General features: G+C 66.9%; 13 protein-coding genes. 6 read left to right on the top strand and 7 right to left on the bottom strand.

Annotated features, from left to right (window positions below; all coding sequences use genetic code 11):
- Positions 1-23: 23 nt before the first annotated feature.
- The gene (locus AC5P57_RS17690; RefSeq protein WP_262235793.1) at positions 24-2,429 is read right to left on the bottom strand and encodes a S9 family peptidase; all 2,406 of its coding nucleotides are present in this window, start codon (positions 2,427-2,429) and stop codon (positions 24-26) included.
- 210 nt (positions 2,430-2,639) lie between these two features.
- Here AC5P57_RS17690 and AC5P57_RS17685 point away from each other — a divergent pair, with 210 nt between their 5' ends.
- Both AC5P57_RS17685 and AC5P57_RS17680 read left to right on the top strand, forming a co-directional pair.
- Positions 2,640-3,212 carry an OmpO family porin gene (locus AC5P57_RS17685; RefSeq protein ID WP_005407747.1) on the top strand — a complete coding sequence of 191 codons (573 nt, stop codon included), beginning with the start codon at positions 2,640-2,642 and terminating at the stop codon, positions 3,210-3,212.
- 241 nt (positions 3,213-3,453) lie between these two features.
- Complete coding sequence (locus AC5P57_RS17680; protein ID WP_478473043.1) at positions 3,454-4,080, top strand: response regulator transcription factor; 627 nt, start codon at positions 3,454-3,456, stop codon at positions 4,078-4,080.
- 6 nt (positions 4,081-4,086) lie between these two features.
- Here AC5P57_RS17680 and AC5P57_RS17675 read toward each other — a convergent pair whose 3' ends face one another.
- Positions 4,087-4,476, bottom strand: coding sequence for a DUF6165 family protein (locus AC5P57_RS17675; protein WP_046984111.1), 390 nt, complete (start codon positions 4,474-4,476; stop codon positions 4,087-4,089).
- A gap of 178 nt (positions 4,477-4,654) precedes the next feature.
- Here AC5P57_RS17675 and AC5P57_RS17670 point away from each other — a divergent pair, with 178 nt between their 5' ends.
- The gene (locus tag AC5P57_RS17670; RefSeq protein WP_134528448.1) at positions 4,655-5,353 is read left to right on the top strand and encodes a TorF family putative porin; all 699 of its coding nucleotides are present in this window, start codon (positions 4,655-4,657) and stop codon (positions 5,351-5,353) included.
- On the opposite strand, the gene AC5P57_RS17665 is transcribed toward AC5P57_RS17670, so the two are convergent.
- Positions 5,350-6,498 (bottom strand): MFS transporter, encoded by a 1,149-nt coding sequence (locus AC5P57_RS17665; protein ID WP_278252695.1) that lies wholly within the window; start codon positions 6,496-6,498, stop codon positions 5,350-5,352. The genes AC5P57_RS17670 and AC5P57_RS17665 overlap by 4 nt on opposite strands.
- A gap of 143 nt (positions 6,499-6,641) precedes the next feature.
- On the opposite strand from AC5P57_RS17665, the gene AC5P57_RS17660 reads away from it, so the two are divergent.
- Positions 6,642-7,529, top strand: a complete 888-nt coding sequence (locus tag AC5P57_RS17660; RefSeq protein WP_262235792.1) for a LysR family transcriptional regulator — start codon at positions 6,642-6,644, stop codon at positions 7,527-7,529.
- Here AC5P57_RS17660 and AC5P57_RS17655 read toward each other — a convergent pair.
- The gene (locus AC5P57_RS17655) at positions 7,498-7,965 is read right to left on the bottom strand and encodes a YehS family protein (protein WP_005411992.1); all 468 of its coding nucleotides are present in this window, start codon (positions 7,963-7,965) and stop codon (positions 7,498-7,500) included. The genes AC5P57_RS17660 and AC5P57_RS17655 overlap by 32 nt on opposite strands.
- Positions 7,966-8,080: 115 nt before the next feature.
- Between AC5P57_RS17655 and AC5P57_RS17650 the strand changes: the two genes are divergently transcribed.
- A complete protein-coding gene (locus AC5P57_RS17650) occupies positions 8,081-8,833 on the top strand; it encodes an SDR family NAD(P)-dependent oxidoreductase (protein WP_099551477.1) in 753 nt (250 codons plus the stop codon).
- 112 nt (positions 8,834-8,945) lie between these two features.
- On the opposite strand, the gene AC5P57_RS17645 is transcribed toward AC5P57_RS17650, so the two are convergent.
- The 3 genes from AC5P57_RS17645 to radC form a co-directional block, all read right to left on the bottom strand.
- Positions 8,946-9,842, bottom strand: a complete 897-nt coding sequence (locus tag AC5P57_RS17645; protein ID WP_262235791.1) for an SPOR domain-containing protein — start codon at positions 9,840-9,842, stop codon at positions 8,946-8,948.
- Between the two features lie 21 nt (positions 9,843-9,863).
- On the bottom strand, positions 9,864-11,552 hold the full coding sequence (argS, locus tag AC5P57_RS17640) for an arginine--tRNA ligase (protein WP_012478915.1): 1,689 nt from the start codon (positions 11,550-11,552) through the stop codon (positions 9,864-9,866).
- Between the two features lie 113 nt (positions 11,553-11,665).
- Positions 11,666-12,370 (bottom strand): RadC family protein, encoded by a 705-nt coding sequence (gene radC / locus AC5P57_RS17635; RefSeq protein ID WP_099551475.1) that lies wholly within the window; start codon positions 12,368-12,370, stop codon positions 11,666-11,668.
- Between the two features lie 151 nt (positions 12,371-12,521).
- Between radC and AC5P57_RS17630 the strand changes: the two genes are divergently transcribed.
- Positions 12,522-13,577, top strand: a complete 1,056-nt coding sequence (locus AC5P57_RS17630; protein WP_099551474.1) for a hypothetical protein — start codon at positions 12,522-12,524, stop codon at positions 13,575-13,577.
- The last annotated feature ends 2 nt before the right edge of the window (positions 13,578-13,579 follow it).

The raw sequence follows: 13,579 nt of genomic DNA, 5'->3' as shown, positions 1-13,579 counted from the left end.
ATCGACAGCCTGTGTGCGCCTGTTCAGCCCGGGCCACCGGGCAGCGGCGCCAGCACTGTATCCGGTGGCTGCTGGCCGGCCAGGTGGCGCACGAAGTAGTCCCACATGCGGTGCGTGTAGGTAGCGTCGTTGCGGAACAGTTCGTGGTCCTGCCGGGCCAGGTACAGCAGGTCGTAGCTGCGCTGGGCCTTGTTCAGGGCGGCGGCCAGCTGCAGGGTCAGCGCCGGTGGCGCGTTCTCGTCCAGTTCGCCATAGACCAGCAGCAGATGCCCGCGCAGGTTGCCGGCCAGTGCCGCATTGTCGAGCCCGGCAAAGGGCGCCGGCACGCCATCGGCCATGGCCGTAGCTGGCAGCACGCCACCGAACAGCCGGTCCATGCCGTGCAAGGCGCCGCCGTACATGCCCTGGAAATTGTGGCTGCCGGCCGAGGCCACGCCCACTTTGTAGAACGCCGGATAGCGCAGCAGGGCACGTGCTGCACTATAGCCGCCGAACGAATGCCCATAGATGCCGACCCGTTGCAGGTCGATGCCCGGGTAGCGTTCGCCCAGTTGGCGCAGTGCAGCCACATGGTCATCCAGCTGCTCATCGGCGCCCTGCAGGAAGCTGCTGTCATGGAACGCCTTGTCGCGGCCGCCGGTGCCACGCGCATCGATGCTGACCACCATGAAGCCGAGTTCGGCGAGGCTGGCGCGTGCCACCGGGTTCAAGGCAGACACGGCCTCGGCGTAGGTCACCGGCGCAATGCTGATGAAGGAACCACCGTACATCGCGTCGATCACCGGGAAGTTGCCGTCATCGCGATAGCCACGGGGCAGGTAGACGGTGGCGAAGATCGGTGTGCGCCCATCGGCGGCCAGCAGGCGCTCGCGCCGTGGTGCGCGCCAGCCGGCAGCAACGATCGTGCTGTCATCGACTGTTTCCAGCACCATCACTTCACGACCGTCATCGCTGGCCCGCAGCACGGTGCGTGGTGGCTGGTCGAGACGGGAGACGGTATCCACCAGATAGCCACCGCCAGGCGACAGCGCCTGTGGGGGGCGCCCGCCGAACAGCGCGCCGGTACCGGCATCGGCCATGTGATCGTTGCCATCGGCGGCCAGGCGCTGGATCGGACCGCCCTGCAGCGATACCCGGTACAGGCCGCGCAGGTAGGGGTCGCCACCGTGGACGCCGCCGGCGCTGAAGTACGCCCAGCCACCCGCAGCATCCACACCCAGCAGGTCACGCACCACCCATTTGCCGCGGGTGAGCTGGCGCAGCACCTTGCCATCGGACAGGCGCACCCGGTACAGATGGCCCCAGCCATCGCGCTGCGAGAACCACACCGCGGTGTCCCGCCCGGGCAGGATGGCCACCGCGGGCCGGTTGTAGGAATACACGTTGAGCTGCAGGCGAGTGTCGCTGGCTTCTTCCAGAACGGTGCGCAATGCACCGCTGTTTGCATCGATCTCCACCAGGCGCAGCTTGCGCGGTGTGTCGAAGTGCGCGATCACGGCATATAACCGATCACCGTCCCAACCCAGGATGCCGGCCTCGCTGAGCGTGTTCCAGCCCTCGGGCAGCGCGATGTCATGCTGCCTGCCGCTGAGGATATCGATCACATACAGGCTGTCGCGCACCTGCTGCGCATCGCCCAGCACGCCCAGCTTCACGGTATGCACGCGAGGGCGCGCATCGCTGGCCGGCGTGCTTTCAAGATAGGGGTAGTCCAGCAGTGCACGTTCGTCATAGCGGATACCGGCCACGTAGCGGCCATCCGGTGACCAGCCGACCGCGAACGGTCGTACCGGCAACCGGCCCTGACGGCGCGGAATACCCCGCAGGGCAAAGTCGGGCAGTACGCCATAGCCATGGCTGGATTCTCCACCGGTGGTCAGCGCACGTGCTGGCGTTGCGGGCGACTGCAGCCACAGGTTGTTGTCGCGGACCTGCAGCCACGCATCGCCAGCAGGCGAAGGCAATGCGTTGGCCGGTGGCTGCGGATCCTGCGAGCGCGTGCATTCCCAGCGCGGCCATCGGCAGTCGACGGGCAGCTCTCCACTGAGCCGGAGGCGCAGGCCACTGTCCGCCAGCTGCACGCTGGCCAGGCGCAGGCGCGGTCCGCTGGCACCGAGGGGCGCAACCGCGGCGTCCAGTGCGGCAGGCTCGAACAGGATCTGACGGCTGGCCTTTGCCGGATCGACCAGTACCACCTGGCGCCGGCCCTGCACGTCTTCGCGTTCGTACCAGAAGCGTCCATCGGCCAGCCAGTGGGGCAGGACCGAAGCATTGCGCAGCGCACCGCGCAGATGACTGTCATGCACGCGTTCGGCGCGCTGGTAGTCAGCCGCCTGCTGCGCGTGCGCAGCGTGGATCGGAAACAGGAGGGCAGCGCAGGCCAGGAGTGCGGCGCGGACAGGCATCAGCAGCGGATCGGAAACGTGCAAGGCAACCTCCTGTTGCAATCGACGACGACTCACAAATGCACGCGCGCGGCGCGCGTATGCCAGAAAGAGCCTGAATCAAGCCCAAAAATTCAGCAATGCGAAGACGGCTGTTTTCAGGGAGCGTTGTGGCGGATAACGGAGAATTTACATTTCCGATGCGATGGCGCCCTGGCGCTGCTGCAGACCATAAGAAAGTAAAGGTGTACCCCCATGAAGAATTCGCTGATTGCTCTGGCTCTGGCCGCTGCCCTGCCGTTCACCGCTTCGGCTGCTGAGAACCTGTCGTACAACTACGCTGAAGCCGATTACGCCAAGACCGACGTCGATGGCATCAAGGCTGACGGCTGGGGCGTGAAGGGTTCCTACGGCTTCCTGCCGAACTTCCACGCGTTCGGTGAGTACAGCCGTCAGGAAGTCGACCACACCAACATCAAGGTTGACCAGTGGAAGGTCGGTGCCGGCTACAACGTCGAAATCGCTCCGTCGACCGACTTCGTTGCCCGCGTTGCCTACCAGAAGTTCGATCGCAAGCACGGCCTGGACTTCAACGGCTACAGCGCTGAAGCCGGTATCCGCACCGCCTTCGGTGCCCACGCCGAGGTCTACGGCATGGTCGGCTACGAAGACTACGCCAAGAAGCACGGCGTCGACATCGACGGCCAGTGGTACGGCCGCCTGGGTGGTCAGGTCAAGCTGAACCAGAACTGGGGCCTGAACGGCGAGCTGAAGATGAACCGCCACGGCGACAAGGAATACACCGTCGGCCCGCGCTTCAGCTGGTAATTGCTTCCTCGGCGCGCCTGCGCGCTGAAGTTGCCTCGACAGGCCCGGCCCACGCCGGGCCTGTTGCGTTGTAGCGACCCGAAACCGCAGCTGAGCGTGGTCGGGTCGTTTTGCTGCGTTGCAATAAATTGGATTCCGCTGTCCCCGGGGCCGGCCTACGGTGGGTACTTCGTACCGCCGGATCCGCACGATGCCGCCTGTCGTTCCCGCTCTGCCCCCCGCTCAGCCCCGCTGCCTGGCCATGCTGGCGCCGCATCCCGTGCTGCGTCTGGGGGTGGAGGTGGTGCTGCGCCAGCATGGCGGCATGCAGGTGTGCGGAAGCTTCGCCGACGAAGCCGAGCTGCTTGCGTTGCTGGATCGTCAGCCGGGCTGCATCGACCTGTTGCTGATCGATGTGCTGGCGCCCTGGGGCCCCGGGCAGGGCCTGGCCCTGCTGCTGCGGTTGTCGCAGCGCTGGCCGCTGTTGCCAGTGCTGGTGCTGTCTGCCCACTGCAACGCCAGCACGGTGACCATGGCCATGCAGGCCGGCGCGCGCGGATTCCTGTCCAAGTGCGCCACGCCGGAAATGCTGCTGCGTGCGGTCGATGTGCTGGCGCGTGGTGGCCGCTTCGTCCCCCCGGAAGTGCGCACGCAGTTGAGCCGATCGCGGCTTCGGCGCCCCTCCGCGCCCGTGCTCACGCCCTTGAGCCGACGCGAACGCGAGGTACTGCGGCTGGTTCTGCAGGGCTGCACCACCGGCGAGGTCGCACGGCGCTTCGGACGCACGGCCAGTACGGTCAGCACGCAGAAGCGCACGGCCTACGAAAAACTGGGCATCCAAAGTGACAGTGAACTGTTCCGCATCCGGCATCTGCTCGAATGCGGATGAGCGGTCTTACTCGCCCTGGTACTGCTTCTCTTCCACCAGTGCCGAACCGGCCACGCGGTTGATCTCGTTCTTCACCTGCACGCGCTCGCCATTGGTGCCGTAGACGCCGCGCGCCAGCTGGATGAATGCATCGTCGAACACCTGGGCCGCTTCCTTGTCGCGCAGCTGGTCCTGGATGTCCCACATGCGCTCGTTGATCGCCTTCAGCTGCTGCTTCAGCGCGGCCAGTGCCGGCTGTGCCTGCAGCTGCTGCTGCAGCAACGGCAGCAGGCCATCCAGCTCGGTGCGCACGTTGGCCAGCTTGGCGGCATCGTCGATGCGCTCGGCCTTGATCTCGAGAATGGTGATCTTGTCGATCAGCTCGCCGATCGATACCGGAGTCAGGATGGCGTCCACGCAGTTGGTCCCTTTGAACAAGGCGCCATGATACCCCGCCGGTGGTTCCCGGCCCCGGTCTGCCGGATTTACGCCGAATTTGCGCTGCGGGCCGGGCAGCACCCTCGATCCGTTACGGCTACGCCCCCGACACTGCCGTCCCGGCGGTCAGACCGCCTTCGACGAGGAAAACAGTGCAGTGAACAGCAAGGGGACTATGGCGACGGTAGTGGCCGCGCTGGCAGGGCTGCTCGGCATCGGCAGTGCGCAGGCACAGGCGCAGGTGAGCGGCAGCATGGCGTTGACCAGTGATTACGTGTGGCGTGGCAGCTCGCAGAGCGATGGCGACCCGGCCGTACAGGCGGGCGCGAAGGTCACGGTGGCATCGGGCTGGTACGCCAGCGTGTGGGGGTCCAACGTTTCGTTCAGGCCAGACAACGGCGCGCGCAGCGAATTCGATCTGGTCGCAGGCTGGTCGGGCGCGCTGGCCACGGACTGGACGCTGGACGCCAACCTGACGCGCTACCTGTATCCGGGCACGGGCCGCGCGCTGGACTGGACCGAACTCAACACCACGTTGACCTGGAAGCAGCGCGCCTGGCTGCAGGTCGCGCACTCCAACGATGCGCTGGCCGGTGGCCATCGTGGTACCTATGCCCAGCTCGGTGTGCGTGTGCCGCTGCACGAGCGCTTCCGTCTGGAAGCGGCGGTGGGCCAGTACTGGTTGGCCACCGCGCAGGGGCCGGATTACCTGCATGGCCAGCTCAGTGCCATTGCCACGCTGACGCCGGCGTGGGAGCTGCGTGCCACCGTGCATGACACGGACAACGCAGCCAAGCGCCTGTTCCCCGGCAACGCCGGTGGGCGATGGGAGCTGGCGCTGCAGGGCAGCTTCTAACCGGCCATCGAAGCCTGGCGTGCACGCAGCGCGCCGGGCAACCACAGCAGCAGCGCCAGCACGGCCACGGCAGCACCGGCCACGCAGACGCCGGTCCAGCCGAAGCGCTGGTAGACCTGTGCCGACAGCAGCGAACCCAGCGAACCGCCGATGAAGTAGCCGGTCATATAGCCGGCATTGAGGCGATTGCGTGCCGCCGGTTGCAGCGCATAGATCAGGTTCTGGTTGCTGACGTGCAGCAGCTGCGCGGCCAGGTCCAGCACCACCACGCCCACCAGCAGTGCCAGCAGCGAGTGCGCGGACAACCCCAGCGGCAGCCACGACAGCAGCAACAGCAGCAGTGCGATGGCGGTGGCGCGACCGGTCTGGCCACGGTCGGACATGCGCCCGGCCAGGCCGGCGGCCAGTGTGCCGGCCGCGCCCACCAGGCCGAACAGGCCGATGGTGGCGTCGCTGTAGGCGTAGGGCGGCTGTGCCAGCAGGAAGGCGAGCGGTGTCCAGAAGATCGCGAACATGGCGAAGCTGCAGGCGCCCAGCAGGGTGCGCTGGCGCAGCACCGGTTCCTGCACGAACAGCACGCCGATCGAGCGCAGCAGTGCGAAGTAACCGAGGCCGGCGCTGTGGTGGAAACGCGGCAGGCCGCGCTGCAGCGCCAATGCGGTCAGTACCAGGGTGCCGGCAGCGATCGCATATACCAGGCGCCAGTCGCCCAGGCTGGAAAGCAGGCCAGCGACGGTGCGCGCCAGCAGGATCCCCAGCAGCAGGCCACTCATCAGCGTGCCGACCACGCGCCCGCGATGCTCGGGGGCAGCCAAGGTGGCCGCGAAGGGCACCAGCACCTGTGCCACCACCGAGAACAGGCCGGTGATCGCAGTGCCGACCAGCAACCAGGTCAGCGACGGCGCACAGGCACTGATCACCAGCCCGCCCGCCGACAGCAGGCTCATCACCACGATCAGGCGGCGGCGCTCGAACAGGTCTCCCAGCGGCACCAGCAGGATCAGTCCGGCGGCATAGCTCAGCTGCGCGGCGGTGACCACCATGCCGACCTGGCCGAATGGCACGCCGAAGGCATCGGCGATGGTGTGCAGCAGTGGCTGCGCATAGTAGTTGCTGGCCACCGCCACGCCGGTAGCGATCGACATCAACAGCACCTGCCAGCGGTGCAGAGGGGGAAGGGTGGGGCTCACGTGGCAGTCCAGGATGCGGGTTGCACAGTGTCCGCCTGCTGCAGTGATGATGGAAATGAATCATCATCATCCTTGCCATCTGGAAACGAGATAGTTCGGTGAACCTCAAGCAGCTCGAGTTTGCCGTTGCCCTTGCCGAGGAGGGCAATTTCACCCGTGCCGCAGAACGTTGCCACGTGGTGCAGTCCGCACTCAGCCACCAGATTGCCTACCTGGAGCAGGAACTGGGCACGCCGCTGTTTGAACGCCTGCCGCGGCAGGTGCGGGCAACGGCAGCCGGTGAGGCGCTGCTGGTGCACGCACGCCAGGTGCTGGCCAGCCTGCGCCACCTGCGCGCCGACGTGGCGGCGGTGAGCGGCGAGGTGCGCGGGCTGCTGGCGATCGGGCAGATTTCCTCGCTGACCGACATTGACGTGGTGGCGATGCTGGCCGCCTTCCAGCAGGTGCATCCCCAGGTGGAATTCCAGTTGCGGGTGGACAAGAGCGAGGACCTGATCGCACAGGTGCAGTCGCGCGAACTGGACGTGGCACTGGTGGGGTTGGCGCCCTCTGCGGCGCTGGACGGGGTCTGCCACAGGATGCTGCAGGAAGAAGACCTGGTGGCGGTACTGGCCCCTTCGCATCGGCTGGCCCGGCGCAAACGGTTGCCTTTGACCGCGCTGCAGGATGAAGCGCTGGTCGACTTCCCGCGCGGTACCGGTGCGCGGCGGCAGACCGACGATGCGTTCGCTGCTGCCGGCCTGCCGCACACGGTACGCTTCGAGGTCAATCTGATGGAACTGGTCGAGCGCTTCGTCCGCCATGGGCTGGCGGTCGGCATCGTGCCGGCGTTGATCGCCGAAGGCTTTGAAGGCGTGGTACGGATTCCGCTGCAGCCGACCCCGACCCGCCGCGTGCATCTGGTCTGGCAACGGCTGCCGACGCCCGCGGCACGGGCGTTCGTGGACGCCGTGCTCAGCCGCGCAGGCGCAGGCTCAGGCCCTTGAGGAAGTTGCGCAGCATCTGGTCCAGGCAACGCCGGTAGTTGGTGTGCCCGGGCTGGCGGAACAGCGCGCCGACTTCCGACTTGGAGACGTTGAAACCGGCGCTGGCGAAGATCTCCATCAGATCGACGTCGCGCAGCTGGAACGCCACGCGCAGCTTCTTCAGCACCAGGTTGTTGTCGATGCGGGTTTCCACCGCACGCTGCGGCTGGCTCTCGTCGCGACCGCGCAGGTGCACGATCAGGCCGTCGAGGAAGTGCGCCAGCGCGCTGTCGCTCATCGCTTCGAAACCGGCTTCGTCCTCGCGGCGCAGCCAGGCCTTCACCTGTTCGGGATCCACGGCGAAGGCCGGGTCGGCCATCTGGCACAGGGTCACCACGTGGTGGTCGCCCAGGTCCAGGGAGTAGCGCACGCTGCGCAGGACATCATTGTTGATCATGGCCCAATTGTACCGGTCACCCCGGCAGGCGGGGCCGGATCTGGCCGATCAGGCAACGCAACCCCCGGCCGACGGTGCCAGAATGGGGGTCTGGTTTTCCCCCTGGAGTTGCCTGATGACCCGCACTGTCCTGATTACCGGCGCCACGTCCGGCTTCGGCGCCGCCGCCGTCCACCGCTTCGCCCAGGCGGGCTGGAAGGTGATCGCCACCGGCCGCCGCAGTGAACGCCTGCAGCCGCTGGTCGAGCGCTACGGCAAGGACGTGGTGCATGCCGCCGCCTTCGACATCCGTGATCCGATTGCGATGGAAGCGGCGCTGCTGGCACTGCCGCCGGCCTTCGGCGAGATCGATCTGCTGGTCAACAACGCCGGCCTGGCGCAGGGCACCGCGCCGGCACAGAGCGCCAGGTTGTCGGACTGGACCACGATGATCGACACCAACATCACCGCGCTGGTGACCCTGACCCACCACCTGCTGCCGCAGCTGGTGGAGCGCAAGGGCGCGATCATCAACATTTCGTCGGTGGCCGGCGTCTACCCGTACCCGGGTGGCAACGCCTACGGTGGCACCAAGGCCTTCGTCAGCCAGTTCTCGCTGGGCCTGCGTTCGGACCTGCACGGCACCGGCGTGCGCGTGACCACGATCGAGCCGGGCATGGCCGAAACCGAGTTCACCGTGGTGCGTACCCATGGCGACCAGGCTGCGTCGGACAAGCTCTATACCGGCGCCAACCCGATGACCGCAGAGGACATCGCCGAGCAGATCTTCTGGGTGGCCAGCCTGCCGCCGCACCTGAACATCAATCGCCTGGAACTGATGCCGGTCAGCCAGTCGTTTGCCGGCTTCCAGGTTGCCCGCGAAGGCTGACCTGTACCGTGCGTCCTGTAGAGTCGAGCCCATGCTCGACTGCTGCTCTCGCCTTCACCAACGCAAAAAAAAGCCGGGCAATGCCCGGCTTTTTCCATTCAGACCCGACAGGTCACTGTGCCTTGATCGCCATCGCCTGCAGGCCAGTGCCATCCAGCTTCTGCTTGGCTTCGGACAGTTCGCCGGCGCTGCCATACGGCCCCATGCGCACGCGGTATACGGTCTTGCCGTTGATCTGTGCTGATTCCACGCGAGCCGCAAGTCCCATCATCGCCAGCTTGGCCTTGGTCGCTTCGGCATCGCCGGAGGCACCGAAGGCGCCTGCCTGCAGGATGTAGCGGGCATTGTCGGTGGCCGCCGGTGCGGCAGCGGTGCCCGCCGTTGCCGGTGCCGTTTCCGCGCGCGCCGCCGGAGTGGCGGCGGCGGTGCTGGTCGAGGCCGGGGCCGTGCTGGCCGGCGGCGTTGCCGCGGCAGGACGTTCACTCAGCGGTGCCGGCAGCGGACGGCTGGTGGCGGTCACCTGCGCGGTGCTGGCCACGCTGGCGGTGGCCGTCGGTGCCGGCGCAGCGGTTGCGGCCGGAACCGGCTTGCCCTCCAGTGCCGCCTGCGCGCGCTGCGCTTCGGCCTTGGCCCGGCGCTGGTCTTCGGCACGTGCGCTGGCGGCCAATTCGGCATCGGACATCTCGACTTCCTTGCCCGGCAGCAGGGTGTAGAAGTCGTACTGAGTGGCGGCCGGCTTTTCCGGTTCGGCCGGCTTCGGCGTGGCCGGCTGCGCGGCCGGCTGGGTGCCGACATCGCTGTCGGCATCAGCGACCGGGGCCGGCTGCGCGTTCGGGTTCGGCTGTGGACCGGCGCGCAGGAAGCCATCGCCTTCGCCCTTGAACAGGTTCGGCGCCGCCAGGAACACCACGGCCGCAATCGCCACGCCAGCGACCAGCCACACCCATCCGGGTGTGCCCTGGCTGCTGCTGTTGCGTCGTGCCTGGTTTTTGCCGCGTCGTGCTGCCATGTGTACTGCGTCTCCTGATGCTTACATTTTTTCCGGGGCGCTGACGCCCAGGAGTTCGAGGCCGTTGGCCAGCACCTGGCGCGCGGCGCAGGCCAGGGTCAGTTTGGCGTTGCGATCGGCGGCATCTTCCACCAGCACCGGCGTCCCGTGATACCACGTGTGGAACGCGTGCGCCAATTCACGCAGGTACTGCGCCACCAGATGCGGTTCCAGCGCCACGCCGGCCGCCTCCACCACTTCCGGGTACCGCGAGATCTCGTTCATCAGCAGCAGCGAAGCGTCGTCGGCCAGGCGGCCGAGGTTGGCCAGGCCGTTGCCCTGTTCGTACACCAGGCCCTTCTCCTGCGCCTGGCGCAGCAGGCTGCAGACGCGGGCATGCGCGTACTGCACGTAGAACACCGGGTTGTCGTTGCTCTGCTGGCGGGCCAGGTCGATGTCGAAGGTCAGCTGCGAATCGGGCTTGCGCGCGATCAGGAACCAGCGGGTCGCATCGCGGCCGGCTTCCTCGATCAGGTCGCGCAGGGTGAAGTAGCTGCCGGCACGCTTGGACAGCTTCACTTCCTCGCCGCCACGCATGACGGTGACCATCTGGTGCAGCACGTATTCCGGCCAGCCCTGCGGAATGCCCACTTCCATCGCCTGCAGGCCGGCGCGCACGCGTGCCAGCGAGCCGTGGTGGTCGGCGCCCAGCTCGGTGATCGCGCGCTCGTAGCCGCGCTGCCACTTGGACAGGTGGTAGGCCACGTCCGGCACGAAGTAGGTGAAGGTGCCGTCGGACTTGCGCATCACGCGGTCCTTGTCGTCACCGAAGTCGGTGCTGCGCAGCCACAGCGCGCCACCTTCCTCGTAGGTGTGGCCCGAGGCCTGCAGCTTGGCGACCGCTTCAGCAACCTTGCCGTCGGCGTACAGCGAGCTTTCCAGGAAGTAGATGTCGAAGTCGACGCCGAACGCGGCCAGGTCCAGGTTCTGCTCGTTGCGCAGGTAGGCCACGGCGAAGCGACGGATCGCCTGCATGTCGTCCGGGTCCTTGGCGCCGACCACGGTGCTGCCTTCCAGGTCGACGCTGGCGCCGGCCATGTAGGCGCGGGCGACGTCGGCGATGTATTCACCGCGGTAGCCACCTTCCGGCCAGCCGTCCTGGTCCGGCGCGATGCCCTTGATCCGCGCCTGGGTGGACAGCGCCAGGTTCTCGATCTGCACGCCGGCGTCGTTGTAGTAGAACTCGCGCTTGGCGTTCCAGCCGTTCGCATCGAGCACGCGTGCCACGCAGTCGCCGATCGCCGCCGCGCGGCCATGACCGACATGCAGCGGGCCGGTCGGGTTGGCCGACACGTACTCCACGCCCACCGTGCGGCCATTGCCGGACAGGTTGCGGCCGTAGTCGTGCGCTTCCTTGATGACCGAAGCGGCTTCGCGCTGGTACGCGGCCGGAGCCAGGTGGAAGTTGATGAAGCCCGGGCCAGCGATCTCGACCTTGCTGACGTCCTCGCTGCGCGGCAGCGCCTCGACCAGCGCCTGCGCCAGTGCGCGCGGATTGCTGCGCGCGGCCTTGGCCAGCAGCATCGCGGCGTTGGTGGCGAAGTCGCCGTGGTCACGGGTCTTCGGGCGCTCGACCACGAAGTCCGGCGGCAGGGAGTCGGCGGGCAGGGTGCCATTGGCGCGCAAGGCTTCGATGCCTTGGCTGATCAGGGCGCGGAGGAGATTTTTCACGAGGCCTGCTGTGAGAATGAGCGGCGGAATCGCCCATTTTAGCGCAGATACCCGCGCCTACGCTGACCAGAACATGCCAGTGGGGGCGGCCGATGGCCCTTGCGGGGCCGCGCTCAGCCGAACAGGCGGGGCTGGAGTTGGGCCAGCAGGCCTCGTTCAGCAAACGAAACGGGACGGCCCTCGCCGACCACGAAGTGGTCCAGCAGGCGCACGTCCACCATTGCCAGCGCCTGCTGCAGTTCGTCGGTGATGCGGGTATCGGCGCTGGAGGGTTCCGGGTCGCCGGAAGGGTGGTTGTGGCTGAGGATCACCGCCGCCGCGTTGTGCAGCAGGGCGCGGCGCACCACTTCGCGGGGGTAGACCGGGGCGGCGTTGATGGTGCCGTGGAACAGCTCTTCACAGGCGATCAGGCGGTGGCGGTTGTCCAGGAACAGGGCCATGAAGACCTCGCGGGCCTGGCCACGCAGCCGGTGCTGCAGGTAGCGGCCGACCGCCGCCGGGTTGTTGCCTACCGCCTCGCCGTGCTCCAGCTCGGCCGCCAGATAGCGATGGGCCAGTTCCAGCCCGGCAGCAAGCGTGCAGCTGCGTGCCGGGCCGAGCCCGGGCAGGCGGGCCAGTTCAGCGGCGGGGCGGTCGAGCAGCACCCGCAACGGGCCGTGCGCCTGCAGCAGGTCGCGCGCGGTCTGCACGGCATCGCGGCCACCGAACCCGGAGCCGAGAAACAGCGCCAGCAGTTCGGCGTCGGAAAGTGCCGTGGGCCCCCGCGCGATCAACTTCTCGCGGGGGCGTTCCTGTTCGGGCCAGTCATGGATGGGCATGGCCCCAAGCTTGGACGTTTGTCCCCACCACCGAAATCAGGAAACCGGGATGAGAGGGGTCGGTCGATGCCTACCAGGCAGATTTGCAACAAATTTCAATGGATCCACCGACCGCCACTTCTAGACTTCCACGGTGTGCCCAGGAGGCCTGATGAAGCGACTTTCCCTGATCCTCATCCTTTCTGTCTCGATGCTGCCTGGTACGTCGGGGGCTGGGGTCGTTGTTGCAACCTACGAGGAACTGCCCTCGTTGGCCAACCGTGGAGTTGCCGTCGTGGCGGCAAGCTTCGATGGCGCTGTACTGGCGGGGACTGGCCATCGTGGATGCTGCTTCTCGCAGGCATTCCGATGGTCCAGCCAGGATGGCGTCCGTTGGCTGTCACCGCGGAACGAAGCAGAAGAAAGTTCGGCTTGGGCAATCAGCAGGGACGGTCAGATCCTCCTTGTGGAGACCCAGATCTCGTCCGCGATGCAGGTTCTCCGCTGGCTGCCTGATGGCGAACTGGTTGCGGTTACCCCGATCGGTCAATCCCACCAAGGCAGGGCGATGAACGCTGATGGGACAGTGGTTGGTGGGGCGGAGTACCTTTACCACTCACCGGATAGCGAGCAGCCGTACCTGTGGAGCGAGGCAGAGGGCTATCGCATTCTTCCGGCGCCTGAAGGAGCCGACGGTACGCGCCCCACCCATTTCGACCCGGATCCGGCTGTTGTCCATGGCATCTTCTTTGTCGACGGGCCTGAACCAGGCGATCCCGCGGTACCCATGCGGATCCGGTGGCGAAACAATGACGTCGACCCCGCCTCGCTTGCACCCTTGCCGGATGACACGCTCCAGATCGGTCAGATCGCTTTGGAGCAGTCGCTTCAGGTCGCAGGGATCGATCGCTCCGAGCCAATGTCGATCGTGTGGATGGATCTGCGGGGCGGAATTCTGCTGGGCAGCGAACCGTTTTCGAATCAGGCACTGATCTGGACGCGCAGCAACGGCGTGTGCCGTCTGCAAGACTGGCTGCGGGCACTTCCTGTGGAGCTCCCCGAAGATACCCGTTGGCAGGGCTCTCTGGTCAGCCCGGACGGGCGCGTGCTGGTTGGCGTCGGGCACCGCAAGGGAGGCGAGGAGCAGGTTCCCTGGCGGGTATCCTCGGAGGTGCCCTTGGCGGACATTGTCCTGCCTGCGCCTGGTTGTGCCGCTTCAGCCAGCTGAGT

It is taken from the genome of Stenotrophomonas sp. YJH_SMC_79 (assembly GCF_059367995.1).
Note: the sequence above shows the minus strand (reverse complement) of the source record. Positions and strands in the feature narration are given on the sequence as shown.